General features: G+C 34.2%; 25 protein-coding genes. 11 read left to right on the top strand and 14 right to left on the bottom strand.

All coding sequences use genetic code 11. The features are described from left to right. Positions 1–46 precede the first annotated feature (46 nt). Entirely contained in the window at positions 47–565 is a 519-nt protein-coding gene (locus B0A67_RS22705) for a hypothetical protein (RefSeq protein ID WP_072961981.1), read from the bottom strand. Positions 566–1,068: 503 nt separating this feature from the next. Here B0A67_RS22705 and mtaB point away from each other — a divergent pair. Beyond that, a complete protein-coding gene (gene mtaB, locus B0A67_RS22700) occupies positions 1,069–2,403 on the top strand; it encodes a tRNA (N(6)-L-threonylcarbamoyladenosine(37)-C(2))-methylthiotransferase MtaB (RefSeq protein WP_072961841.1) in 1,335 nt (444 codons plus the stop codon). 96 nt (positions 2,404–2,499) lie between these two features. Here the strand turns inward: mtaB and B0A67_RS22695 are convergent, their stop codons facing one another. From B0A67_RS22695 to B0A67_RS22655, 9 genes are all read right to left on the bottom strand, one after another. Beyond that, entirely contained in the window at positions 2,500–3,309 is an 810-nt protein-coding gene (locus B0A67_RS22695; protein WP_123887470.1) for a hypothetical protein, read from the bottom strand. 76 nt (positions 3,310–3,385) lie between these two features. Further along, entirely contained in the window at positions 3,386–3,964 is a 579-nt protein-coding gene (locus B0A67_RS22690; RefSeq protein ID WP_072961835.1) for a hypothetical protein, read from the bottom strand. Positions 3,965–4,345: 381 nt separating this feature from the next. Beyond that, on the bottom strand, positions 4,346–4,855 hold the full coding sequence (locus B0A67_RS22685) for a hypothetical protein (RefSeq protein WP_072961832.1): 510 nt from the start codon (positions 4,853–4,855) through the stop codon (positions 4,346–4,348). A gap of 95 nt (positions 4,856–4,950) precedes the next feature. Next, positions 4,951–5,667, bottom strand: coding sequence for a 3-ketoacyl-ACP reductase (locus B0A67_RS22680; protein ID WP_072961830.1), 717 nt, complete (start codon positions 5,665–5,667; stop codon positions 4,951–4,953). Between the two features lie 112 nt (positions 5,668–5,779). Beyond that, positions 5,780–6,367, bottom strand: coding sequence for an LURP-one-related/scramblase family protein (locus B0A67_RS22675; RefSeq protein WP_072961826.1), 588 nt, complete (start codon positions 6,365–6,367; stop codon positions 5,780–5,782). A 128-nt stretch (positions 6,368–6,495) separates the two neighbouring features. Further along, on the bottom strand, positions 6,496–6,897 hold the full coding sequence (locus B0A67_RS22670) for a TonB-dependent receptor plug domain-containing protein (protein WP_072961823.1): 402 nt from the start codon (positions 6,895–6,897) through the stop codon (positions 6,496–6,498). An 83-nt stretch (positions 6,898–6,980) separates the two neighbouring features. After that, the gene (locus B0A67_RS22665; protein ID WP_072961819.1) at positions 6,981–7,922 is read right to left on the bottom strand and encodes a hypothetical protein; all 942 of its coding nucleotides are present in this window, start codon (positions 7,920–7,922) and stop codon (positions 6,981–6,983) included. Between the two features lie 2 nt (positions 7,923–7,924). Beyond that, positions 7,925–8,425 (bottom strand): RNA polymerase sigma factor, encoded by a 501-nt coding sequence (locus tag B0A67_RS22660; RefSeq protein WP_072961816.1) that lies wholly within the window; start codon positions 8,423–8,425, stop codon positions 7,925–7,927. A 248-nt stretch (positions 8,426–8,673) separates the two neighbouring features. Next, positions 8,674–9,510, bottom strand: coding sequence for a DUF6929 family protein (locus B0A67_RS22655; protein ID WP_072961813.1), 837 nt, complete (start codon positions 9,508–9,510; stop codon positions 8,674–8,676). 307 nt (positions 9,511–9,817) lie between these two features. On the opposite strand from B0A67_RS22655, the gene B0A67_RS22650 reads away from it, so the two are divergent. The 3 genes from B0A67_RS22650 (at position 9,818) to B0A67_RS22640 (ending at position 14,221) form a co-directional block, all read left to right on the top strand. Then, positions 9,818–10,699 (top strand): PPK2 family polyphosphate kinase, encoded by an 882-nt coding sequence (locus B0A67_RS22650; RefSeq protein ID WP_072961809.1) that lies wholly within the window; start codon positions 9,818–9,820, stop codon positions 10,697–10,699. Positions 10,700–10,893: 194 nt separating this feature from the next. Continuing rightward, positions 10,894–12,345 carry a PhoX family protein gene (locus B0A67_RS22645; RefSeq protein ID WP_072961806.1) on the top strand — a complete coding sequence of 484 codons (1,452 nt, stop codon included), beginning with the start codon at positions 10,894–10,896 and terminating at the stop codon, positions 12,343–12,345. A 94-nt stretch (positions 12,346–12,439) separates the two neighbouring features. Then, positions 12,440–14,221, top strand: a complete 1,782-nt coding sequence (locus B0A67_RS22640; RefSeq protein WP_072961803.1) for a cytochrome-c peroxidase — start codon at positions 12,440–12,442, stop codon at positions 14,219–14,221. A gap of 295 nt (positions 14,222–14,516) precedes the next feature. Here B0A67_RS22640 and B0A67_RS22635 read toward each other — a convergent pair whose 3' ends face one another. After that, the gene (locus B0A67_RS22635) at positions 14,517–15,032 is read right to left on the bottom strand and encodes a hypothetical protein (protein ID WP_072961801.1); all 516 of its coding nucleotides are present in this window, start codon (positions 15,030–15,032) and stop codon (positions 14,517–14,519) included. Between the two features lie 190 nt (positions 15,033–15,222). On the opposite strand from B0A67_RS22635, the gene B0A67_RS22630 reads away from it, so the two are divergent. The 3 genes from B0A67_RS22630 to B0A67_RS22620 all read left to right on the top strand — a co-directional run bounded on the left by B0A67_RS22630 (position 15,223) and on the right by B0A67_RS22620 (position 18,936). Continuing rightward, complete coding sequence (locus B0A67_RS22630) at positions 15,223–16,608, top strand: MATE family efflux transporter (RefSeq protein WP_072961798.1); 1,386 nt, start codon at positions 15,223–15,225, stop codon at positions 16,606–16,608. A 108-nt stretch (positions 16,609–16,716) separates the two neighbouring features. Next, the gene (locus tag B0A67_RS22625) at positions 16,717–16,944 is read left to right on the top strand and encodes a hypothetical protein (protein ID WP_072961795.1); all 228 of its coding nucleotides are present in this window, start codon (positions 16,717–16,719) and stop codon (positions 16,942–16,944) included. 57 nt (positions 16,945–17,001) lie between these two features. After that, complete coding sequence (locus B0A67_RS22620; protein ID WP_072961790.1) at positions 17,002–18,936, top strand: LTA synthase family protein; 1,935 nt, start codon at positions 17,002–17,004, stop codon at positions 18,934–18,936. A gap of 246 nt (positions 18,937–19,182) precedes the next feature. On the opposite strand, the gene meaB is transcribed toward B0A67_RS22620, so the two are convergent. From meaB to B0A67_RS22605, 3 genes are all read right to left on the bottom strand, one after another. Further along, complete coding sequence (meaB, locus tag B0A67_RS22615; protein ID WP_072961787.1) at positions 19,183–20,280, bottom strand: methylmalonyl Co-A mutase-associated GTPase MeaB; 1,098 nt, start codon at positions 20,278–20,280, stop codon at positions 19,183–19,185. 375 nt (positions 20,281–20,655) lie between these two features. Beyond that, on the bottom strand, positions 20,656–21,297 hold the full coding sequence (locus B0A67_RS22610; RefSeq protein ID WP_072961784.1) for an NAD(P)-dependent oxidoreductase: 642 nt from the start codon (positions 21,295–21,297) through the stop codon (positions 20,656–20,658). Positions 21,298–21,354: 57 nt separating this feature from the next. After that, positions 21,355–21,762 carry an Rrf2 family transcriptional regulator gene (locus B0A67_RS22605; RefSeq protein ID WP_072961780.1) on the bottom strand — a complete coding sequence of 136 codons (408 nt, stop codon included), beginning with the start codon at positions 21,760–21,762 and terminating at the stop codon, positions 21,355–21,357. A 179-nt stretch (positions 21,763–21,941) separates the two neighbouring features. Between B0A67_RS22605 and B0A67_RS22600 the strand changes: the two genes are divergently transcribed. The 4 genes from B0A67_RS22600 (at position 21,942) to B0A67_RS22585 (ending at position 26,065) form a co-directional block, all read left to right on the top strand. Continuing rightward, positions 21,942–23,024: a serine hydrolase domain-containing protein gene (locus B0A67_RS22600; RefSeq protein ID WP_072961776.1), complete on the top strand. Its 1,083-nt coding sequence runs from the start codon at positions 21,942–21,944 to the stop codon at positions 23,022–23,024. Positions 23,025–23,086: 62 nt separating this feature from the next. Beyond that, a complete protein-coding gene (locus B0A67_RS22595) occupies positions 23,087–24,001 on the top strand; it encodes an AEC family transporter (protein WP_072961773.1) in 915 nt (304 codons plus the stop codon). 17 nt (positions 24,002–24,018) lie between these two features. Then, positions 24,019–25,236 (top strand): MFS transporter, encoded by a 1,218-nt coding sequence (locus tag B0A67_RS22590; protein WP_072961770.1) that lies wholly within the window; start codon positions 24,019–24,021, stop codon positions 25,234–25,236. A gap of 190 nt (positions 25,237–25,426) precedes the next feature. Next, complete coding sequence (locus B0A67_RS22585) at positions 25,427–26,065, top strand: peroxiredoxin (RefSeq protein WP_072961767.1); 639 nt, start codon at positions 25,427–25,429, stop codon at positions 26,063–26,065. Positions 26,066–26,102: the final 37 nt, after the last annotated feature.

Below are 26,102 nucleotides of genomic sequence, written 5' to 3'. Positions count from 1 at the left end.
AAAGATTTAGAAAACAGCTCGTAGTTTCTGATACTTCTATCAGATATTATTTTTTAGCTACAGATACAAAATATTTATTTCCGTCACCCATTGTTAGTTTTACACGCTCGTCACAAAGATCGATTGCAAAATTGGCGCTTTCGTAACAAGTACAAGTAGTATTTTTGTCTTTAGACATTTCAGTTTTACAATTGTTATTTTTAAAAGTAGACAATTGTGGTGTATACAAACTCACTAAATCAGTAGAAGCTGTTACTAAAGAAATGATACTTGCTGAATTATTATTGGTAATTCTGTAAACAATTCTATCTGTATAATTTACTTCATTTACCGTTACTTTACGAATATAAGTGTAAGCAGTCGAGCCTTCACTCGGTTCTTTTACTTCAAATTTAAATCCAACCGCACGAATTGCAATATCAAATTGAGATTGAGAGTTTAAGCTCGCCCAAGTTGTCAATGTACTAATAGAAGGAAATGGATTAGCAGCCGGAGCAGTATTTTGCGCTTGCGAGCTAAAAAGGGTTAAGAACATCAAGCAGATTGTGGGTAAAAATGCTTTCATATGGATTTTTAATTTATAATTTTCGCCTACTCTTTCTGGTTTTCGGCCTTCCCATTTTTTATAACAACAAAACAACAACATAACGAGGGAAAATCAAAATTGTTATGAGCAATTTATTCTTTAAATAATAAAATTTTATTGTTCCATTTTTAATGAAGTGAAATTACTTCTAAAAATGATTTAAACAAAGTTAAATGTAAGAAAATTTGAATTTAATGTCGTTAAAAAGGTATTTAATCGATGTTATTTGCATTTTATCGATGATTTTGTCAATTTATTCTTATTGAAAAAAAGCGTCGTTTTTTTCGGAGATAAAATTTATTAATTCGTTCCCGGGCTAATTGGTGTTTTTTTATGAAGTCCTGAAATGCATGTTTGGTGCAAAACTTTGATATATAGTGTATTATTGATTTTATTTTAAAGAATATTGTACGTAAATTTGCAAACTCTTTAAAAGAGAAGTAAATATCAATATCTTACTACTTAAAACGTAGTTTATTCCCATGGAAAATAGAAAAAAAGTTGCCTTTTATACGCTTGGTTGCAAACTGAATTTTTCAGAAACTTCTACAATTGCCAGAAACTTTAATGACGAAGGTTTTGACCGTGTTGATTTTGAAGAAATAGCAGACATTTATGTCATTAATACCTGTTCTGTTACAGAGAATGCAGACAAGCAATTTAAGCAGGTGGTAAAAAAGGCGATGAAACTCAATGATAAGGCTTTTGTTGCGGCAGTAGGCTGTTATGCACAACTGAAACCGGAAGAATTAGCAGCAGTTGATGGTGTTGATTTGGTTTTAGGAGCTACTGAAAAATTTAAAATTACCGACTATATTAATGATTTGAGTAAAAACGATATGGGTGAAGTGCACTCGTGCGAAATTGCCGAAGCTGATTTTTATGTAGGCAGTTATTCTATTGGCGACAGAACCCGTGCTTTTTTGAAAGTTCAGGACGGCTGTGATTATAAATGTACCTATTGCACGATTCCGTTGGCGAGAGGAATTTCGAGAAGTGATGCTTTAGAAAATGTATTGCAAAATGCTAAAGAAATTTCGGCTCAAAATATCAAAGAGATTGTTTTAACCGGAGTAAATATTGGCGATTACGGAAAAGGAGAATTCGGAAACAAAAAACACGAACATACTTTTCTTGATTTAGTTCAGGCTTTGGATAAGGTGGATGGAATTGAGCGTTTGAGAATTTCATCAATTGAGCCTAATTTATTGAAAAATGAAACCATAGAATTTGTTTCTAAAAGCAGGACTTTTGTACCTCATTTTCATATTCCGCTACAATCCGGAAGCAATGATATTTTAAAATTAATGAAACGTCGTTACCTGCGTGAAGTATATACAGAACGTGTAAATAAGATTCGTGAAGTAATGCCGCATGCTTGTATTGGTGTAGATGTAATTGTTGGTTTCCCGGGTGAAACCGATGAGCACTTTTTAGAAACCTATCATTTCCTGAATGAAATGGATATTTCGTATTTACACGTATTTACGTATTCTGAAAGAGACAATACAGAAGCTGCCAACATGCAGGGAATTGTTCCGGCAAATGTAAGAGCAAAACGCTCTAAAATGTTACGCGGATTATCCGTTAAAAAACGTCGTGCTTTTTATGAAGGCCAATTGGGATCTAACAGAACTGTTTTGTTCGAAAGTGAAAATAAAGAAGGATACATTCACGGTTTTACTGAAAACTACGTAAAAGTAAAAACGCCTTGGAATCCGGAATTAGTTAATACTTTGCAAGAAATCAATCTGACAAAAATCGACGAAGACGGAAGTGTCCGTTTAGCGTTTTTAAATAAATTGACGGAAGCTTAAGAACAGAGATATACTTTGTCATTTCGATTTCTTCTTCATGACAAAAAACAATAAAGCCCTTTTCTAAAAGGGTTTTATTGTTTTTTAGTAGTAATTCTATTTTCGTTCTACTACTTCAATTCCATTATAATTAGGAATTCGACCAATTGATTTAGAGAAATGAAGAGGATCTGTAGACTTGACTACATCTGTCTTATTTATTGAATCAATCTTCTTTTGATCATAGAATTCGAATATTTCTTTTCTTTCTGCAATTCCTTTTGCACTTATTCTATAAGGTATTGTTTCAAAAGCATTATCTTCTCGGGATAACGTTTTCCAGTCACTTTCACTAACACCAACACCTTCTGTTTTTTGTTTATTGCGCACCATTAAAAGAGTATCATTTTTTATATTTACAATTTTAAGTAAGGTCTGTCCTCTTTTGCTTCCCATAGAATTTGCGTTTAATAAATACATTGAATCAATATTTACTTTGTAAACGTCTCCAATTTTTGGATTTGCAAGCATTTCATCATTTTTTGAGTTGTTTTGTGAAACAGAGTATTGTTTTAGTAGCCCAAAAACACACAATAAGCCCAGTAAAATTAATAGCGACCAAGGATAAAGCAGTTGCCACACTGTGCGTTTATGATTTGACCTAAGATCTTTTATGGTATTTAGTATTTCAGGCGAATAATTCTTCTTGGCAAAAAGAGGTGTGTTGTATGATTTTATTTCATGGCCACATTCAGTACAATGAACGCTCGTTGTTCTCCCCATTCCAAAAAGTGGAATTATGGAAGAAGCGTATTTCATATATAAGGTTACTTCGATACAATTCTTTTTAGAGCAAACCGGACAAGTTTCATTTCGTAACCGAACTGCTGTTAAAGGTTTTGTGATAAAACTATAATAGTAAAACATAATTATTTCTTTTAAATTTATGGATCTTTTTCAAGAATTCTTTTTTCGCTATTTTGATTGTTTTTTTTAGAAATCTTTAACTGTTGGCTTTTTCAGCCATTTGATAAATAGTTCTTTTTAGCTGTGTAATATCGACCCCTAAATTTACTGACTCAATATGATATACAGAGTTGATATTATTTTTATTATTGAATTTTATTATTTTTTTTCGACGGCTGTTATTTTTCATCTTGTCTAAATAGACTAACGGGTTTTTGACATTTATGGATAAAAGTTTCATTTTAGCAGACCCAAAGTAAGAACCTCCCGTTTCATTCTCTGAACAGCCCGTAATTTCACTCCACGGTATAATACCAATACCGGCATAATCTTTATCAAAAAGTTCAACACCTTGTTCTGAAAAAGAAAATAATGCCTCATTATTAGAGGCGGTCTTATATTTTTTTATGGTTTCGATCAGTAAAATAATAAAACATATTGGCATAAGAATTACCATCTTGGGATAATAATAATCTGCAGTGAAAAATTTTCCGGTTCCGTACCAAAATCCAAATAAACAACATATGGTCAGAATACCGTAGATTATGGATTCTTGTTTTAATTTTTGTTTATTGATGTAAATCTTATGTGGCAATTGTAATGTTTGTGATTCCATACTTAAGTTAAATTATTTAGATTGTTATGTTAATGTCTTAAAATTTCAATTTTAGCTATTTTTAAAATTCTTAGGAGTATAAAAAAAATGTTTAACCGATAAAGTTTTATGACTTTCAGTTTAGTGTTAAAAGGTCTATCTTTAAAGGGATAGTCTATTGAATTTAGCGATTGCGAAATTATGATTTAGACCTATTAGAAAGAACCATTAAAAGACTTAAAAGTATCATTATAAGTTATATTGATCTAGAGGAAACCAGCTTTTAACAGAACAACAAAAAGCAGAAAAAGTCTTTCATGAAAGGCTTTTTCTGCTTTTTAGATTTTTGTCAAACTTTTAAACTTGACAAAGTTGAAACGTTAGTGGTATTTAGAATAAATGCTATTTCTGATCTTCCGGAATTACCAATTTCAAAGAATTGATATAATCCGTATCAAACTCAATAACCCTGATTTTCTCCGGATTAAAACTTAATTCACCACCAAACTGACCTTTTATGTCTAAGAAGTCGATGGTTAGTTCTTCATCGTTTAGCGCTATTAATTTTCCCAAATAAGCTGATTTTGCTGATTTTTTCGAAATTTGAAAAATACCGTATTTAGAATTTACATAATTCAGGATCGTGCTTAAATCTCTAATCAGAATAATATCTTCGGCATTGGTTTTTAGGCCTTTCAGTCGAATCACTTTTTCTGTAAATTCAAGATCATGATCCCTGTGAATGGCTTCGATGTTTTTGTTTTTCAGAATTACAAAACCATCCAGTATAAAATCTTCCGGATTGTTTCGTAGTAAAATCCAATCGTCAGAGTAGTCAATAAGAAATCCCGTAAAAAGTTCTTTTTTATCTGTGAATTCTATTGATATTAATTGTCTTAAATATTGTTCCATCATGTTTTTGTTGAAATTCCAATTTTTTTAAAGTCCAAATCCTGGAGTTTTACGTTAAAAACTCAACATTAGAATTTAAATTTTGGAATTTATTTTTAAGGATTAGTAGACCAGATGCTGCTGTTTTTTATAAAAACGCGACGGCTTAATTTTAATTGCGCAATGATCAATTCAGCAATATCTTCAGATTGCATCACTTTATCCGGATTGCCATCTGTCAGGTTCAAATCTTTTGCCATGTCTGTTGCTACCGTACTTGGAGTTAATGCTGTAACGCGAATATTGTGTTTTCTCATTTCCTGCATTAAAGAATCTGTTAATCCTAATACAGCAAATTTAGAAGCACTGTAAGCGCTTGTTAAAGCATTTCCGTTTAATCCTGCGGTAGAAGAAATATTGATAATGTCACCCGTTTGTCTTTCGATCATATTAGGGATAACGGCACGGGTGGTATAATAAGTTCCCATTAAGTTTACCTTGATGATGTTTTCCCAAACGTCCGGTTCCAGCTCTAAAAACTTTCCGAAAGAAGCAATTCCGGCACTATTAATTAATATGTCTATAGTTTTAAATTCGTTTAAAGCTTTTTCTACAGCACTATTGATCGAATGAATGTCTGAAACGTCAGCAGATAAAGCTAAAGACTTTACGCCTAAAGCAGCAGTTTCAGCAGCCAGTTGATCAACATCAGCCTGAGTTCTTGAAACTAAAATTAAGTTTACGCCTTCTTTGGCAAGTGCAATGGCAATAGCTTTTCCAATTCCTTTTCCTGCGCCGGTAATGAGCGCATTTTTATTTTTTAAGTCTGTCATGATTTATTTTTTAGAAATGCAAAAAGCATCATTTTAGTTACACAAAAATACAGTTTTTGCTTCCTAAAATGATGCTTTGGGCTATTTTCTTAATCTAAGTTTAACAACTTTCTTATTCTTTCAGTACCATGTCAATACACATAACAGCTGCAAGAATTAATTGTCTCAATGGACTGTCCGGAGCAACGTTTTCTTCGATTTTCAGCACATAATTATCAGCGCTCGTAAAAAACTCTTTACCCATTCCTGCCCATTTTTTACTTACCTGAGCCAATTGTTTGTTTTCATGGCTGAATTTAAAATCCCAGCCCGTCCATTTTCCCTGAAGAGTTGCAGCCGTTCTTTCATTTTTATCCAGAATTTCAAATTTCCCTCCAATAGAAAATATTTTTTGTTTGAATGTTCCCACCAAATGATCTTTCTCATCAAAAACTTCAACAGTTGATCTCAGCCACGCAATACCACGTTTTACTGAAATTATTTTTTCTCCGGAAGCCGTAGTAATCTCGATATCAAAAGGCGTCATTCTTTTATAATCTGTAAAACGTAACATTTTGGTAAAAAAGCCCAGATTGTTTTCACGACAATTCATAATGATCTGGTTGGTTTCCGGATTATAAATGTCGTAGTTGTTGGCCGCTTTAAACATTCCGATATGCTCTTTTATAAGAAATAAGTTCTGATTTAATATAGGGTTCATTAAGTTTTGTCTGATATTGATTTGTAAATATTTTTTGTCTAAATAAGTTTTGAAGAATTTTCAAAAAGAGGTCAAATGTAAATAAATATTTAGTCGAATGAAGTAAACAAATTAAAACTTATACCTTATTAATCCTCTTTTTTTGTTGTAATCACTATAGCTCCGTTTATCGCTTTATTGCCGTAAACAGAAGTTGCATCAATTCTTTTCAGCACTTGAATGCTTTCAATATCATTTGGATTAACTTTAGAAAATTGCTTTGAGTTTATGACCACTCCGTCCAAAATGTACAAAGGCTCATTCATAAGCGAACTTTTGGATGGTGCACATATTATAATTCGAGCAGGTGATGTGACAGGCTTGATAACATTCGATGAAATTTTTATATCAGAGATTGTGTCTTTAGATTTGGTCGTTGTTTCTGTTGTTTTCTTTTCTGAATGTTCTTTAGAAACTGACTTTTCTTGTGCATTTGCAGCGAAAGTTATAAGCATAGAAAGGGTTAATGAAATAAAGGTTGCTTTTTTCATGAGATAAATTTTAAATAAAAGTTGCGTTTTATCTTTGTCAAAGTATTCAACTTTGACAAAGATTTTAAGATTGAATTTTATTATTAGTTTTTAGAAGTTGGCTTTCCATATTTAGTGGTAATAATTACAACACCCTTTTTTCCTTTTTCGCCATATTTTGATGTCGCTTCGAGATCCTGAAGAACAGTAATAGTTTTAATTTCCTGTTTGTTCAAAGGTGCATAAGGACTTGTTGGGTTTTTGCCGAATAAATCATTCTCAGAATAATAAACGCCATCAATAATATACAAAGGAGCATCCAGAATTACCAGAGAATCTACATTTTCAGGCTGTAAATTAGGAAGCTCATTTTGCATCATTTTATCTCTTTTATTATCGTCGCTATGAGATATTGCATTTCCGTTAAGAACAATCAGCGGAGCACTTTTTTTAGCCATTTGTGGTTGCTTATCAGCAAAAGCAACTTTAGCTGATTCTCTTTCTACAGTTCTGGAATAATCTGAATTTTGAGCTGCTTTGTCTTTCAAATTATTATTATCCTCTTCTATAGCATAATCAGCTTGTGTGAGTGCAGCGGCTGGTTCTTCGATAATTATTGCATCTGCTATACCTGCTCCCACAGCCTCAGTAACATAGATTGTTGTTTCTGCTACATTGTTTTGTCTGGTGATTTGCTTATCTAGAATTTTAAGGGCTTCGGGTTTTGGAAGTAGTGGTGATTCTGAAGAAACAACGGTTTTATTTTTCTCTAAAATGTTTTGTTCTATATTTTCTTTAATTACAACTTTAGTATCCTGAATTGCTGTTTTGTCTGATTTTATAAACTGAGATCCAATTGAGATGAGTAATAAGAGAGAAGCGGCGATGGCAATTTTTTTCCATAGCGAGATTGCTTTTTTGTCTTCTTTTTTATCGAGTTTATCTTCAACACGCGCCCAGACTTTGTCCATTCCCGGAAAATCTTTTCGTTCCGAGTTTTCTGCGGCTTCTTTAAATTTATCAAATATTTTATCTTGATTGTCCATGACTATTTTGCTTTTTGGTAATACAATTTATTTACTAATTCCTTTAACTTGGTTTTTGCGGCATTCAATTGTGATTTTGATGTACCTTCAGAAATGTTAAGCATTGCTGCTATTTCTTTGTGTGCAAAACCCTCAATAACAAAAAGGTTAAAGACAGTTTTACAGCCATCCGGAATATGATTGAGTAAATTGAGCAAATCTTCTTCTTCTAATGTATTAATCTCCTCTGTAAAAGGTTGCGAAAGCAATTTGACATCATCAAGATACATATTGAAATTGGTATTTTTTTTGATGGTTGCCAAGCAATGATTTACGGTTATTTTTCGCGCCCAGGCCTCAAAAGCCAGAACTTCTTTGAGTTGTTCCAGTTTTGTGAATATAGTATAGAAAGCATCGGCCATAGCTTCTTCTATTTCTTCTTCCTTTTTGAGGTATCGTTTGCAAACGCGATACAATTTTGGAGCCATTTGCTCATAAACCTGACGCTGAGCATCACGGTTCATTTTTTTGCAGTTAGAAATTAGCGTTTCGTTTATCACAATTGTTGTCTTTATACTAAAGAGAGAGAAAAAGATAAAAAGGTTGGGACGAGTATAAAAAAAGTTTTTTTAAGGTTCAGAGGTTTTATCGAGATGGATAGTTTTGTGCTTCTATGAAAGTTCGAAATTTTCAATGCACTAATCTTTGTGTCTCTCTGTGGTAACTTTGAAAATCTTTGTGGTATAATTATAGCACAGAGGTTCATAAAGTTTTACTTAACCGGCAAAGTCAATTTAAAAATCTTAGTTTCTAATAATTCCGTATCATTATCCTCGCAAAGTAAAAACTCGATTTTGTTGTTTTCTTTTTTATAGAAAGTAAGACCTTCTAATTTATTGGTTGCCGTAATTTTTTGAGTAAAATCTATTTTCATGGTTTTAAGATCGATTCGTCCAATGAAACTTCCTAAGATTTCGCCATCGTCGTAAGTTGATTTGGTGTCTTCGGCGGTGGAAAGAAAATAGATTTTGTCTTCAACCAGAATAGCATCAGTAAAACTGGAGCGAACGCCTTTTATTTTTGGTAGTTTATAATTGGTAGCAACCAAAGCAAATTCTTCTCCCAGGTTTTTAGCATGGATGGTAAAAATGGTGTTTTTGTTGGATATTCCGTTTCCACGATTGAATAAATACCAGTTTTCTCCATCGAAAATGGCACCTTCTAAGTTGAAATCTTCGGGTTTTATTTCGCCAAAACTCTGCATTAAACCATATAAATCAACAAGATTGTTTTTTTGAAGCACCTTTTTATCTTTAAGATCGAAGGCAATCATTTTGTTTCGGTTTTCGGTTGAGCCGGAACCAAAAACATATAAGGTATCATTGTGATGTGTTAAGGATTCAAAATCGGGCTTTAGGTTTTTGGGAATGTTTTGTGTAGGATTGTCAATTAAAGCGTGTTGGTGCAATTGCTGATGCAGCATGTTGTACTCATATAAAAATCCGCTGTTGTCGCCAATAATATATAGTGAATCGTTATTTAAAAATAATCCTGATGCTGAACCGATTCCGATGATTTGAAATAATATTTCTAATGTGAATTTTTCCATGAATGTTTGTTTAGAATACTTAATGCCCAGCCCTGATAACAATGAAAATACTTTGAAGAGAAATTGTATTTTTTCCTGACAGAACAAAGCGACCAGCGGAAGCTCTTGTTGTGGCTTGTAAAAAAACAGTTTATCGAAAAGTATTGTAATGAGCAGTCCCGATAGCTATCGGGATTCGTAAAATTAGTATATTTATAGTAATTAAAATGAAAGATATATGAAATCGCCACTTATAAATCTCTTTAGACAGAAAAAGATTTGAAAAGGCGATAACATATATGATCTCTAATAAATAAAATCAACATATATGAAATCGATAGATCCGAATGATTTTAAAGTTACAGAAAAAATAAAATTATCAAAGATTCCAACTTTGTTGAAAGTAAAAGGCGATGATGATGAAAAGATAGAAAAGCTGGATAAAGTACAAGCCAAGTTAAGTAAACAGCAAGATACGATGTATGCCCATAACAGATACGGTGTTTTGATTTGTTTGCAGGGAATGGATACGTCGGGCAAAGACAGTTTGATTCGGGAAGTTTTTAAGGAGTTTAATCCGCGCGGAGTTGTGGTGCATAGTTTTAAAACACCAACTTCTGCAGAGTTAGAACATGATTATTTGTGGCGACATTATATGGCTTTGCCTGAAAAAGGGAAATATGCGATTTTTAATCGTACGCATTATGAGAACATTCTGGTTACACGCGTGCATCCTGAATTTATTCTGGCGGAGAATTTACCGGGAATTGAAAGTGTAGAAGACATTCCGAAGGATTTCTGGAAGGACAGAATTGAACAGATCAATAATTTTGAAAAGCATATCACGCAAAACGGAATTATAGTTCTGAAGTTTTATCTGCACCTGAGTAAAGAGGAACAGCGCCAAAGATTATTGCGACGTTTGGAGAAAGAGAAACACAACTGGAAATTTTCTTTGGGAGATTTGAAAGAACGCGGGCATTGGGATGAATATCAGGAATATTACGAGGAGGCCATAAATAAAACTTCGACCAAAGATGCCCCGTGGTATGTTGTTCCGGCTGATGATAAAGAAATGGCACGTTATATTGTTGCCAAGATCATCTGGGATACCATGCAGAAACATACGGATATTAAAGAACCGGTATTGCCGGATAACATCAAAGAGAATATTGGAATTTATAAACAGCAATTAGAAAATGAGTCTTAGAAATAAGGCTCTTTTTTTTGTCTGTATGTTATTGCAGTTTTATGAATGTTTTGGATTACTAATTTAATGTTAATTTTTTAAGGGCTTTATGTGGTTTTTTGACCACAGTCTTGTTTTTTTGATAATATGAAAGTCATTTTAAGTTAAAGAGTAGGGGTTTACTTTGTAAAAAAAATAAAACCAATTTTTAACTGATGAAAAGAATTATTTTACCTCTAATTATTTTAGGCTCGTTGATTACCTCTTGTAATAACGATTCTAAAGACGAAACGGAACCAACTAGTGTTGTATTGAAAGACCAATCAGTAACACCAAGTTTATTGAAGGCACAGGCAGGTTTTGAGAATCTGAAGATTTATTCTCTTTTTAGTTCGGATGATGTTTTTGCAGACAGTCCGAAATTTGTTTTTGGAGGTTCTGCAGATGGTTCAGGTTTGTTGAAGAACACTGACGGAACATTTACTTTTTTAGTAAACAACGAAGACAACTTTGCAGTTTCTAGAATTACACTAGACAAAACATTCAAACCTACAAAGGGTGAATATTTGTTGAATTCGAGCGGAGGAACCTGGAGATTGTGCGGTGCTACTATGGCAACAAAAGAAGAGCATGGTTTTGGACCGGTTTATCTGACTTGTGGCGAATCTGGTGAAGAATCCCGTACACACGCTTTAGACCCTTACGGAAATGTAGGTTCAGCATCTGTATCTAAAGAGTTGGCAGGATTTGGCCGTTTAAGTGCTGAGAATGCTTTGCCATTGCGTTCTACAGCTTACAAAGGAAAAACGGTAGTAGTAATTGGTGATGATGACTCCGGAACTTACGGAGGTCAGGTTTTTATGTACGTGTCGAATGCTGTTGGTGATCTTACCAATGGTTCTTTATACATGCTAAAAAGAAACGATGACAATCAAAGAGAAAAAGACATGGAAGTGAGCAAAACATATCCTGTTTCTTTCGTAAAAATCGATAATCATACTACTTTGACCGGTTTGCAGATCAATACCGCTGTAAATGTTTTGAAAGCAATTAAATTTGGTCGTGTAGAAGATTTAGATTATCGTAAAGGTGGTGATGCTGCTGATCGTGAATTGTATTTTAACGTAACAGGACAAAATACAACAGGAACAAATGCAGACGGATCAAGAACAAAATACGGCAGAGTTTACAAATTAAACCTGGATGCTGCTGACCCGTTAAAAGGAACTCTTGAAGTAATTCTTGATGGTGATAACCGTTCCGGAATTGCCGGTAAATTTCAAAACCCTGATAATATTTGTGTGACTAAAAACTATGTTTACGTTCAGGAAGATGCAAACGGATATGGTGACGAAACGCATGATGCTTATATTTATCAGTACAATATTGCTACAAAAGCTTTAAAAGTTGTAGTAGAATTAGACCACCGTCGTACTCAGGCAGATGCTGCGAAATACAACGTAGGCGGCATTTCTAAATTTGGAGATTGGGAATACGGTGCTTTAATCGATGTATCTGATCAGGTAGGTATTCCGGATACTTTTATGTTAAGCGTTCAGCCACATACATGGACAGGAACAAAATACTTAAGCCCTGACGGAGGGACAAATCGTCCGAAAGAAAATCAGGCAAGTCAAATTTTAGTACTTAAAGGTTTAGCGAGATAAATTTTAAGTCATTACAAAACAGTCTTCCACTATTTCTTTAGAGATAGTGGTTTCTGTTTTTTATCAACATTCCTCTTTTAATTGTTAGTACACCATGAAAAAAATATATTGTTTGTTGTTATTGGTATTATGTATTAGTTGCCAGAAAAAAAGCAAACATCAGGAAGTAAATGAATTGTTTCAGTCTGATATTAATTTATTAATCGAAAAAGTAGCCAAACTCAAATATTCGGTACAATCAGATTCAACCGAAGCGCAGATTCAAAGGCAATTTCTCGAAGCGCATCAAAGTTATAAAAAGGTCGAAATGATAGGGGAATATTATTCGCCTGCAGTTTCTAAGGCGATAAACGGACCCGCAATACCGGAGTTTGAAGAAAATGATAAAGTGACCGTTCCGCCTGAAGGTTTTCAGGTTATTGAGGAATTGGTTTTTCCGAAATACAATAAAGAAAGTAAAAAAGAACTGCTTGAGGAATTAGGCGTTTTATCGGCCAATTTAACCCGGTTAGAAAAAGTTTCTAATACTAATGAACTGACAGATGCCCATGTTTTTGATGCGATGCGACTGGAAGTGTACCGAATTATTACTCTTGGAATTACCGGATTTGATTCGCCTGTAGTACTGAATTCTCTTCCCGAAGCTTTTGTAGCGCTGGAAACGATCGAAAAATATTATAAAGTGTATCTCGAAGGTAAATCGGTTTCAAATTCTAAAGAAGTACTTGAGATTTTAGAAAAAGGCAAAAAAAATTTAAAAACAAATACGAATTTTAATGCTTTTGACCGGGCGTATTTTATCAGGGAAATTGCTAATCCGTTGAGTCGTGGACTTTATAAAACCCAATCTGAATTAGGAATTCCGTTCATGAAAGAACAAAGAGGTCTAAAAGTAACAGCACAAACGTTATTCGACAAAGATGCTTTTGATGCAGAAGCATTTTCGGGGTTCCCCGATTATCAGACTACACCTGAAAAAATTGCTTTAGGCAAAAAGTTATTCAATGATCCGATCTTGTCAGGAAACAATACGCGCTCTTGTGCTTCCTGCCATCATGCCGAAAAAGCATTTACAGACGGATTGGAAAGAGCGGTTGCATTAGACGGAAAATCGATGATTCAGCGCAATACGCCCACATTAACCAATATTGCTTTTCAGCGTGTATTTTTTGCAGATTCACGTGTAAGTTATTTAGAAGATCAGGCTGTAGCTGTCATTAAAAACGAAAATGAAATGCACGGATCTTTAGAAAAATCAGCTTTGGGGATTCAAAAAAAGCCTGATTATGTAAAAGAGTTCAAAAAAGCATTTCCAAAAGGAGAAATAAACGAGTTTGCCATCAAAAATGCTTTGGCATCATACATTCGTTCGCTAAGTCATTACGATTCAAAATTTGATGCGTACATGCAAAATAAAGGAACGTTTACCGAAGATGAAAAAGCAGGTTTTAATTTATTTGCCGGCAAAGCCAAATGTGCGACTTGTCATTTTATTCCGCTTACCAACGGAACTGTTCCGCCAAATTTTGACCGGTCTGAAAGTGAAGTTTTAGGAACTCCCAACAAAGCTAAAAAACTCGATGGCGATTTAGGAAAGTTTGTGGTGACGCAGGCGGCTATTCATAAATATTCATTTAAAACGCCAACGATTAGAAACATCGAACTCACAGCTCCGTATATGCACAATGGTGTTTATAAAACCCTCGAAGAAGTGATCGATTTTTATAACGAAGGCGGAGGATTAGGTTTAGGATTTGATGTTCCGAATCAAACTTTACCCGAAGACAAATTAAACTTAACAGATCAGGAAAAGAAACAGCTGATCACTTTTATGAGAACTTTGACGGATGAGAGGTATTTGGAGGAAAGAAGATAGAGTAAAGAGAATAGAGTAAAGAGAAAAGAAGAAAGAGAAAAGAAGAAAGAGAAAAGAGAGTAGAATATAGAGGAAAGAGAAGTTTGTAATGAATAATAATTAGCATGAATTTTTGATCTACTGCTTTCTAAAATGTCACTTTGCGAATTTTATATTGTTTCGATAATTGAAATTTTTGCGGTCTTTGCGGTTATATTTTTTAGCAACAAATCGTATATAAACAACTAAACCCGAGAGACTATGCGATCTCTCGGGTTTATACCAAAAACAAAAAAATAAAATAAACCTTTTCTTTTTATAATTTAAAACCATAGGCCAAACGTAACGCAACCTGATTGGTATTAAATTTATTATAGTCCTCGTAGCGGACACTAATGTCAATGTATTTGTTGGCATACCCAATTCCCGGTGCCCATAAAAAAGTAGTTTGGTTATAATCGTTTGTCACGGCAAAACCAGCACCAACTTCTCCTAAAACATAAAATTGATCTTCCCAGATAAAGGCTTTAAAACCAGCTTTTGCCGGAATAAATCCAAGATCTTTTGCTTCAACTCCATCTTTATCTTTCATAAACAAGTTTGTAAAACCTGTAGTTAATGTCAACGATGTTTTCTTTGTCAAATCATATTGCAAGCGTACATCTCCACCAAGCGACCATCTGTAGTCATTGTCCGTTGGTATACCGCCATTTACACCAAATCCTAATCTAAAGCCCTGATCATAATTTTTAATTTCACTGCTTTGAGCGAAAATAGTATTGGCGTATAATAAAGCGAAGGCAGATAAACATAATATTTGTAATTTTTTCATGGCTAATATTTTTGAATTATTAATACTGTAAAAGTAAAAGAGAGGCCTCAGGGCGTTGTTATATAATTTTTTGAAATTGTTATATAATCTCATGGTTCGTTAAAAATAAAGGTAATGTTTGCTTATGTTTTTAATAATATCAAAGAATCCAAAGCTTCTGATTATCTTTGCCGATTAAAAAGAAATAGAATTGAATTTAAAGCAGTATACCAAAGAATTTTCATATAATTTAAGATTGGCATATCCTATTATATTAGGAATGGTGGGGCATACCTTAATAGGTATCGTAGATAATATAATGGTTGGAAAGTTAGGAAGTACAGAACTTGCAGCCGTTTCGTTAGGAAACAGTATGATTTTTATCGCAATGTCGTTAGGAATTGGTTTCTCTACTGCCATTACTCCGATTGTAGCTGAGGGTGATGCTGAGAAAAATGATGGTAAAATTCGTTCTGCCTTTCATCACGGTTTATTTTTATGTACTGTTTTAGGACTGGTCCTTTTTGGCGTAATTGTTTTGGCAAAGCCAATAATGGAATTGCTGCAGCAGCCTGCAGATGTAATTGCGCTTGCAAAACCCTATCTTGACTGGGTAGCTTTTTCGTTGATTCCGCTAATTATGTATCAGGGATACAAACAATTTGCTGACGGATTATCGTTGACAAAATATTCGATGTATGCTATGATTATGGCCAATGTCCTGCATGTTGGGATCAACTATATGTTGATTTATGGTATTTGGATTTTTCCAAAAATGGGAATTATCGGTGCAGCACTCGGAACCGTGATTTCAAGAATATTCCTTGTGATGTTTATGCATATTATGTTGTCAAGAAGAGATGATTTAAAACGTTTCTTTAAAAACTTCAGTTTTGACGAGATTAAAAAAGAAACCATAAAGAAAATAATAAGCATAGGATTTCCATCAGCGATGCAAATGCTTTTCGAAGTGGTATTGTTTACAGCATCTATCTGGTTATGCGGTAATATTGGCAAAACCAGTCAGGCAGCTAATCAAATTGCGTTGAGTCTGGCTTCGCTTACTTTTATGTTTGCAATGGGACTAAGCGTTACTTCGATGATTCGTGTAAGTAATCAAAGAGGATTACAGGATTTTAAAAACTTAATTGTGGTAGCCCGTTCTATTTTTTTACTGGCTATTATAATCGAAACTTTTTTTGCCATTCTGTTCGTAGCTTTCCATAATTTCCTGCCTCATATCTTTTTGAATATGGAAAACGGAGGTCAGGTGCTGGATAATACAGAAGTTATAAGTATTGCATCAAAATTACTTTTGATTGCAGCAGTTTTTCAAATTTCTGACGGAATTCAGGTGGTAGTTCTTGGCGCATTACGCGGATTGCAGGATGTAAAAATACCTATGTATATTACTTTTGTCGCGTATTGGGTTATAGGTTTTCCTATTTCGTACTACCTGGCTGAATATACTGATTTAAAGGCGCAAGGGGTTTGGATTGGCCTTTTGGCAGGATTAACGGCTGCCGCCATATTTTTGTATATCCGTTTTCATTACCTGACGAAAAAATTAATCCAAAATTCACTTTCAAATAGTTAAATTTGAAGCTTGAATAAAGTTGCAACAGATTTTACAGATTATTTTATAAAATCTTTTTAATCTGTGAAATCTGTGGCAAAAAAATATAAAAACAAAAAATAAATAAAAATGGAATTACCTAAATTTTTACTCGGAGATAATACTGATTTCGCAGATGATATTTTCATCATTCACCTTGATTATCCAAGATTTATAATCAACTTAAAAGACGATGAGGTTGAGTTTATGGAAGAAGCGGAAGATCTTGACGAAGCAGAACTAAATGCTGAAATGGAAGGTTTGATTGTTCAGGCTAATGAGTTTTACGACAGAGAAATAAAACGTTACGAAGAGTAGGGATACGCTGCTGTTTTCGCGTTATGCTTCAACAAAAAAAATATTTAAATCTTTCTAATGAAAAAATTAAGTTTTTTAAAACCCATTTTTAATTTCATAGCAATCGGATTGCTAATTACTACTTTAAGCCGGATCTTTTTGTTTTTTCTTTTTAAAGAGAGAGTAGTAGAAACACCAAATTTCTGGTATATTTTTCCAATCGGTCTTCGAATGGATTTGATACTATTATGTTATTTGTCATTTCTGCCGGCCGTTTTAATTACTTTCCTGCCTAATAAATGGTTGAAGTTTACCAATAATTTTTTGGTGATTTATAGCTTTTTATTCCTGTTTCTGATATTATTTGTAGAATTGGCAACACCGGATTTTGTCAAACAATACGATACACGTCCCAATAAGATTTTCTTAGATTATCTGATTTATCCTAAAGAAGTAGTAGGAATGCTGCTAAAAAGTTATTTGACCTCTATTATTGTGACTTTTTTAATTCTTGGAGTGGTCTTGTATTTTGCATTCAAAAAAGGAAAGAAATATTTTTATACAACAAGTACGGAGTATAAATTCAAATTGATGGTATTTCCATTAGTGGCTTTTTTATTGTTTTTTGGAGCACGATCAAGTCTTACCTCAAAACGACCTATAAATGCCAGTAATGCTGTTTTCTCAACAGATCAGTTGACAAATACCTTAGGATTAAATTCATTTTATACCGTAGCCTTTGCTGCTTATTCGATTAAAAACGAAGGCAACACAAAAATGTATGGTAAAATGGACGAAGCTGAAGCAATCGCCCGTGTAAAAAAATACATGATTGCCGGACCAAATGATTTTACAGATGCCGAAATTCCGTTTCTGCATGTACAACAACCCGATACAATCCTGAAGAAACCCTATAACCTGGTGATTTTTCTACAGGAAAGTTTGGGAGCTGAATATGTTGGGATTTTAGGTGGAAAACCACTAACGCCGGAATTTGATAAATTGTCTAAAGAAGGTTTATTGTTTACCAATTTATATTGCACGGGAACTAGAAGTGTTCGCGGAATCGAAGCTGTGGTAACCGGATTTTTGCCTTCACCGTCAGAAAGTGTGGTGAAATTAGGAAACTCGCAACAAGGGTTTTTCACTTTGGCAGAAGCTTTAAAACAAAAAGGGTACGATACCAGTTTTATTTATGGCGGAATGGCCAATTTCGATAATATGGCATCGTTTTTTAACGGAAATGGTTTTGAAGATATTGTAGATCAGGAAGATTTTGATTCTGATGGAAACAAATATGCTTTCAAAGGAACCTGGGGTTATTCAGATGAAGATTTAGTAACCAAAGCCAATAATTATTTCAAGGCAAAAGGAGATAAACCTTTCTTTTCATTGATGTTTTCAACTTCAAATCATGAACCTTTTGAATATCCTGCCGGAAGAATCAAACCTTATGACGCGAAACCTGCAACGGTAAACAATGCCATGAAATACGCCGATTTCTCTATTGGGAAATTCTTCGAAATGGCGAAGAAAGAACCTTATTTCAAAAACACGGTTTTTATTGTAATTGCAGATCACAACACCAGAACGTACGGAAAAAATTTAGTGCCAATAAATAAATTCCATATCCCGGCTTTAATTATAGGACCCGGAGTTCAAAAGGGAGCTTCGTACAATAAATTGGCAAGTCAGATTGATATTCCGCCAACGTTATTGAGTTATTTAGGACTTCCGTTTGAAACACCAATGGTAGGTAGAAATCTAAACAAACTAGATCCTAAAACGCAGGGAAGAGCAATCATGCAGTTTAATGATATCAATGCATTCAGAGTAGAAAATCAGGTTGTGATTATGCAGCCTAATTTGAAACCCCTGCAATTTGAAATCAAAAATGATACAACTTTGATTCCGGTAAAATTAAATGAAGAATTAGCAAAAGATGCTTTGGCGCATGTAATTACAGCAGGGAATTTGTATAAAGAGAATAAGTATAAGTTAAGAAAGAAATAGGTTCAGAGGAACAAAGGGACAAAGGTTCAAAGAAACAGAGTGTAAAATCTTTGTCGCTTTGAACCTTTGCTACTTTGGGCCTTTATTGGAAAAATAGGTTCAGAGGAACAAAGGGACAAAGGTTCAAAGAAACAGAGTGCAAAACCTTTGCTACTTTGAACCTTTATTAAAAAATAGGTTCAGAGGAATAAAGGGACAAAGGTTCAAAGAAACAGAGTGTAAAACCTTTGTCGCTTTGAACCTTTGCTACTTTGTACCTTTGTTAAAATACAATTTTAATAAAGCCTGAGCAGCTGCAAAAGGTGATATTTCATCATTTTGCACTGCTTTTTTGTTTTGTTCTAATTGCGAAATGATTTCGGGCTCATTATAAAAGTTCAGTTTGAGCTGTTCGTTTATCGTTTCCATCATCCAGAAATGATTTTGTTCTTTTCGCTTTTCCGGAAAGAAACCCGATTCATTAGTTTGTTCAAAATAATTAGAGATCGTGTCCCATATTTCAGAAATGCCGTCTTTTGTGATGGCGCTGCAAGTCGTAACTTTGGGTTGCCAGTTTGATTTTTTGGGAGGAAATAAATGCAGAGCACGGTTGAATTCCAGTTTCGCCTGATTCGCTTTTTTGATATTATCGCCGTCTGCTTTGTTGATTACAATGGCATCGGCCATTTCCATAATACCACGTTTGATACCCTGAAGTTCATCGCCTGCACCCGAAATTTTCAATAATAAGAAAAAGTCAACCATACTGTGAACTGCAGTTTCACTTTGCCCAACCCCAACAGTTTCGATAATAATCGTATCAAAACCTGCAGCCTCGCATAAAATAATGGATTCTCTTGTTTTTCGGGCAACACCGCCCAAAGTATCTCCGGAAGCACTGGGTCTTATAAAAGCGTTTTCGTCTTTTACGAGTTCTTCCATGCGCGTTTTATCCCCAAGAATACTTCCGTGCGAAAGTGAACTGCTTGGATCAACTGCCAGAACAGCCACTTTTTTCCCTAATTGTGTCAGGTAACTTCCAAAAGCTTCAATAAAAGTACTTTTTCCAACTCCGGGAACTCCCGTAATACCTATTCGGATCGATTTATTAGCATGAGGCAAACATCCATTAATAACTTCGTTTGCTTTTGCCTCATGTTCCGGATTTGTGCTTTCGACTAAAGTAATTGCGCGGCTTAATGCCGTTCTGTTTCCATCTAAAATTCCATCAATCAATTCAGCAGAGGAGGGTTGTTGTCTTCTGTTCTTTTTAATTTGATTGATTGCAGCAACGTTCGTGATTTCAGGAGGTGAAATTCCGGCTTTTTCTTGTAAGCTGCCCGATTGTTTTTTTGAACTTGACAAAGTATAATTTTTGGTACTGTAAAAGTACAGAAAACAAAAACAGTTTCAAAAAAGGATTTTCCTTGAAACTGTTTTGTGAATAGAACACTAATTTGCTTCGCCTATTCGCTTTCAGTCGGGTCACGAATTAGCACAAATTTTCATCTCTCGTTCGAAAAGACAAACTAAACAAAAATATCATTATGAAAACGAATGCTTAGCCCCGATAGAAGTAGAAATCCTTTTGTGCCGGGGTTCGGCACAAAAGATTGGAACGGATAGCGGGATTAGCTCCTGAAAAAAAAGATTTGTTTTTTGCCATTGAAATCGGCAAGAGAAACAGCTCTTGATTTTATCCTTAAAAGTTTAATTCGTGAAAATTCGTGAAATTTGTGTTTAATAAGCCGCAGTAAAACGAACCTGATGGTGTTTTGGAGTTTCAGCTTCATCGGCAATAACAACCGCCAAGTCTTCTACAGAAAGAATACTTCTTTGTTCGTCATTAAAAACGGGATTGTCCAGACCTAAACGGTATTTTCCGGTTCTTCCTGTTGTAATTCCCTGATGCATTTCGAAAGCCGGACTAAAAAATGCCCAATCCAGTTCTTTTTCTTCTTTTAAGATATTCAGATAATCTCTTGCTGCAGTGGCTCCGGCGTAATATTCTTTTGGAAAATCAGGAGTGTCAACCGCTTGTAAACCCGGCGCAACAAATAAGCTTCCGCCACCACCAATTGTGATGAAACGTTTTACTCCGGATTTTTTAACCGCTTCCTGAATTGCTTTAGAGCCTGTAATAAAATCATCGTAAATGTTTGGATTCGTCCAACCGGAATTATAAGCATTAATAACAACATCATTTCCTTTTAAAATTTCAGCCAAAGCGTCTACATTAAAAATATCAGCACTTTTCCAGGTTGCATTTGTATTGTCTTTCGGGTTTCTTGCAATAGCAGTAATATCGTGATTTCTGTTTGCTAATTCGTTTAAAATGGCTGAGCCAACAAAGCCTGTTGCTCCAATGATTGCAATTTTCATAATATATAAATTTAATTAGTAATAAAAAATGTTACAGTTTTGTGTAAAAAAATACTTTTAGAATTGATTAGAAAAATCTTCGAGCGAAATCCCTTCTAATTGCAGACTAACTTTTTGATTCATATCTGTATACAAAGAGCTTAGGTTTTGATTGATTTTCTTGCCAACCGGACAATCGGGATTAGGCTGATTTTTTGCATAACCTAAATTAATCGTTTCAAACGTCATTTCAAATATTTCTTTTAATGTAATTTTGGCCGGATCAACAGACAATTTTGTTCCGCCATTTTTACCTTCTTTACTTTCTACAATATGATGTGCTTTTAGGTTGGCAATTTCTTTTCTAACCAATACTGGGTTCAAATTGATACTACCCGCAATATACTCAGATGACAAAAAATCATTTGGGTATTTGGTGAGCAAAGTCAAAATGTGAATCGTTATGGCAAATTTACCTGAAATCATACTGTAATAAAATATATTACAAATGTAGTAGGTTTTGTGAAATAAAAAAAAGTTTTAACTAAAAATTAATTTTTCTGTAAATCAGAAGGAGCCTATTAAAATAAATAGATTTCAAAACGTTCTGTTTTTTTATAAACATTAGATTTGTATTGGTTTAGTAACACATTCAATTTATTAGTATGAAATTTAAAAGAATATTTATCTTTTTTTATTGTTTGTCGTCTTTCATGTACGGACAAAATCATTCGCAATATGCAGATTCAATCAGGATATCAAGCGCTATTCCTGAATTGAACTATGCCGTGATTTCTGGAAATAAAGTTTTAGAAACAGAAGCTTTAGGATTACATTCAGTTGATCTAAAAGATGTTGCGAGTTTAAATGATCGATTTCATATTGGTTCAAATACCAAAGCAATGACTGCTTTTATAATTGCTAAATATGTTGAAAAAGGAAAACTGAAATGGAATACGAGGTTCTTTGCTATATTCCCGGATTTAAAGAAAACATCAAAAAAGGAATATTACAATATCACGCTCGAAAAGTTACTGTCGCATCAAGCCCTAATTCAGCCTTTTCAAGGTGAAAATGATCCTGCAGTTCCGGATTTTAAAGGAAATAGTCAGGAAAAAAGAAATCAGTTTGGCCAATTTGTATTGACTTTAGATCCGGTTAAAATAGATCCGGATCATCAATATGTATATTCGAATGCGGGGTATACTTTAGCAACTATGATGATAGAAAAAGTTACGGGAAAAAGTTGGGAACAATTAGTTGATCAAGTCTTTAATAAAGATTTAAAATTAGACGTTAAGCTGTCCTGGCCGGAAAACCAAATTGACAAAGATACCTGGGGACATTCATTTGAAAACAATAAATTAATTCCGGTTCCTTCAAATACAGATTATCATTTAGATTATACAGAACCTGCAGGTGATCTTAATATCAAACTTACTGACTATATCAAATTTATTCAGCTTAATATTCAGGGACTTCAGGGACATGATAATTATTTAAAAGCAAGTACTTACAATTTTATTCATAAAGGAATCGAAGGTTATTCTTTAGGATGGTTTAATAGTTACGAAAACAATCAGGATTTCTCTACGCATTCAGGAACTGCAGGAACTTACTATACCATTGCTGCTATCGACAGGAAAAAGTTCATCGCGTATATCATTTTTACTAATTCCTTTAATGAGGCTACTGTAAATGGTGTCAGAATGTTAATGCGAAAATTAAAAAAAGATTATGGAAGCTAAAATGTTTTAAGCTTATTTAAAATCTACATTCATACTAATCTATTTTTGATGCTTTTAGTGCCATGAACAATTTTATTCTTATCTTTTTCTTTCTTGCCTTAGGTTTGGTTTTACAGCATATTAAGCAATTTCCAACCCGTATATATAAGGTGTTGAATAAGATTGTGATTTATATCTGTTTGCCGGCGATCACCTTATATCACATTCCGAAGATAAAATGGAGTAATGAATTGCTTTTTCCGATAGCTTCAGGCTGGATTAGTTTTATATTGGCTTTTGTATTTTTTCATTTTCTGGGCAAAAGACTGGGATGGTCGAATAAACTCATTGGCTGTTTGATTCTGACCGCGGGATTAAGTAATTCATCTTTTCTGGGATATCCTATAATAGAAGCTTTGTTTGGAAAAAAAGGCTTAGAGACGGCCATTCTGGTTGATCAGCCCGGAACATTTGTGGTGGTTTCAACTTTAGGTGTTTTTGTAGCCGCTTTTTATTCAAAAGGAAGTCCGGATACTTTTAGCATTTTCAAAAAGATAGTGTTTTTTCCGCCTTTCATTACTTTTGTTGTGGCTTGTTTGATGAATGTTTTTCAATATGATTTAGCGTCAAATCTTCAATTTGGTTTACTGAAAATTGGAAGTCTGGTAACACCTTTAGCATTGCTTTCTGTAGGATTGCAGCTTACTTTTGATCGAAAGAGCCAGCATTGGCGTTTTCTGAGACTGGGACTTTTCTTTAGGCTTATTGTAACTCCGTTTGTTATTTTGGTTTTATATGTTTTTATTTTGAAGCAGCATTCTGAAGCCATTAAAATAACAATTATAGAAATAGCAATGGCACCCATGATTACAGGTGCGATTTTAGCTTCGACTTATGGACTAAAGCCAAAATTAAGCAGTATGATGATTGGTTTTGGAATTCCAATTTCGTTTATAACGCTCGCTATATGGTATTTTATCCTTAGTTTTGCCGTTTAATTTTGTTTACTACGAATATGAATTCATCTACACAAAAGGCCACAATTGACAGTGGGGCTTTGGTTCAAAAAACAGTTTATTCTGTTTTATTCTCAATTGCATTTGCACATCTTTTAAATGATTTAATGCAGGCCGTAATCCCGGCAGCATATCCAATTTTAAAAGAAAATTTTAGTCTGAGTTTTACCCAAATCGGATTAATCACCTTTGTTTTTCAACTAACGGCTTCATTGCTTCAGCCTTTTATAGGTTTTTATACAGATAAAAAGCCAAAACCCTATTCACTTGTCATCTCTATGCTTTTTACTATTGTGGGATTGGGATTGTTATCGATTGCCAGTTCTTTCTGGATGATATTAGTTTCTGTAGCTTTTGTAGGGATTGGTTCTTCTATATTTCATCCGGAAGCTTCCCGTGTTGCCTTTTTAGGTTCGGGTGGTAAACGTGGTTTGGCACAATCTATTTTTCAATTAGGAGGAAATGCAGGAAGTGCGATTGGGCCTTTATTGGTTGCCTTAATAGTGGCGCCACACGGACAATCGTATGTCATCTGGTTTGTGATTGCTGGTTTTATAGGGATTTTGATTTTATCCAGAATTGCAGTCTGGTATCAGGATCATATGGCTTTGAGAGCGGCTAAAAAAGTAAGTTTAGAAGAAGAAACGGTTCCTTTATCTAATAGAAAAATTACAATTTCGATCATCGTTTTATTGTTTCTGATCTTTTCGAAATTCTTTTATATGGCGAGTATGTCAAGTTATTTTACTTTTTATTTAATGAGTAAATTTTCGATGACCGTACAGGATTCTCAATTGTACTTATTCATTTTTCTGGCTTCGGTAGCAGCGGGAACGTTGATAGGTGGCCCGTTAGGAGATCATTTTGGAAGAAAATATATTATTTGGTTTTCTATTTTAGGAGCTGCACCGTTTACATTGCTTTTGCCTTATGCCAATTTATTCTGGACCGGTATTCTGGCTGTGGTTATTGGGGTTATTATTGCCTCTGCATTTTCGGCTATTTTGGTTTTTGCGCAAGAATTGAAACCCGGAAAAGTGGGAATGATTTCAGGTCTTTTCTTTGGGTTCGCTTTCGGAATGGGAGGTTTAGGATCTGCTATTTTGGGTTATGTTGCTGATAAAACAAGCATCGAATATGTATTTACAATAAGTTCTTATTTACCATTAATTGGTATTTTATGTTACTTTTTACCCAATATTCAGAAGAAGAAATAAACGCGATAATGATTCGTCCGGTACCTTATTTTTGCTTGTAATACTTGTCATTTGGTATTTTGCAATACGTTATATTTTATGTTAAATACTAACTTGATAGAAAAAATAGAATTTTAACTTATTTTTAAAAAATTGATGTTTTCCTTGTTCTTTTTTTGACTAATTTTAGATGAACTAAAAAAATATAATTATGTCAACATTAAGATTAGGGGATATTGCTCCGGATTTTCATGCAGAAACAACCGAAGGACCGATCAATTTTCATGAGTGGTTAGGAGATTCCTGGGGTGTTTTATTTTCGCATCCTGCAGATTTTACTCCTGTTTGTACAACTGAATTAGGGACTGTTGCCAACTATGTTCCGGAATTTAAAAAAAGAAATACTAAAGTAATAGCTTTAAGTGTGGATGGTCTTGAATCTCACAAAGAGTGGATCAAAGACATCAACGAAACTCAAAATACAGTAGTTAACTTTCCGATAATTGCTGACGAAGACAAAAAGATAGCGACTTTATACGATATGCTGCATCCAAATGCAAGTGAAAAATTTACAGTGCGTTCGGTTTTTGTAATTGGCCCTGATAAAAAAATAAAGCTGACATTGACTTATCCGGCCTCTACAGGAAGAAATTTTGATGAATTGCTTCGTGTTATTGATAGTTTGCAGCTAACCGCAGATTATAGCGTAGCAACACCCGCAAACTGGAAAGACGGACAAGATGTAGTAATTACGCCAGCTGTTCCTGATAGTGAGATTCCGGCGAAATTCCCAAAAGGGCATACGCCAATCAAGCCTTACTTGCGAATGACACCGCAACCTAATAAATAAGCTTTTTTTAGCTTCTAAGGTGCTAAGTTTTTAAGTT

The sequence above is a fragment of the Flavobacterium aquidurense genome (assembly GCF_002217195.1).
Taxonomy (GTDB): domain Bacteria; phylum Bacteroidota; class Bacteroidia; order Flavobacteriales; family Flavobacteriaceae; genus Flavobacterium; species Flavobacterium frigidimaris.
The sequence above is the reverse complement of the archived record's forward strand: the minus strand, read 5'-3'. Positions and strand labels throughout refer to the sequence as shown.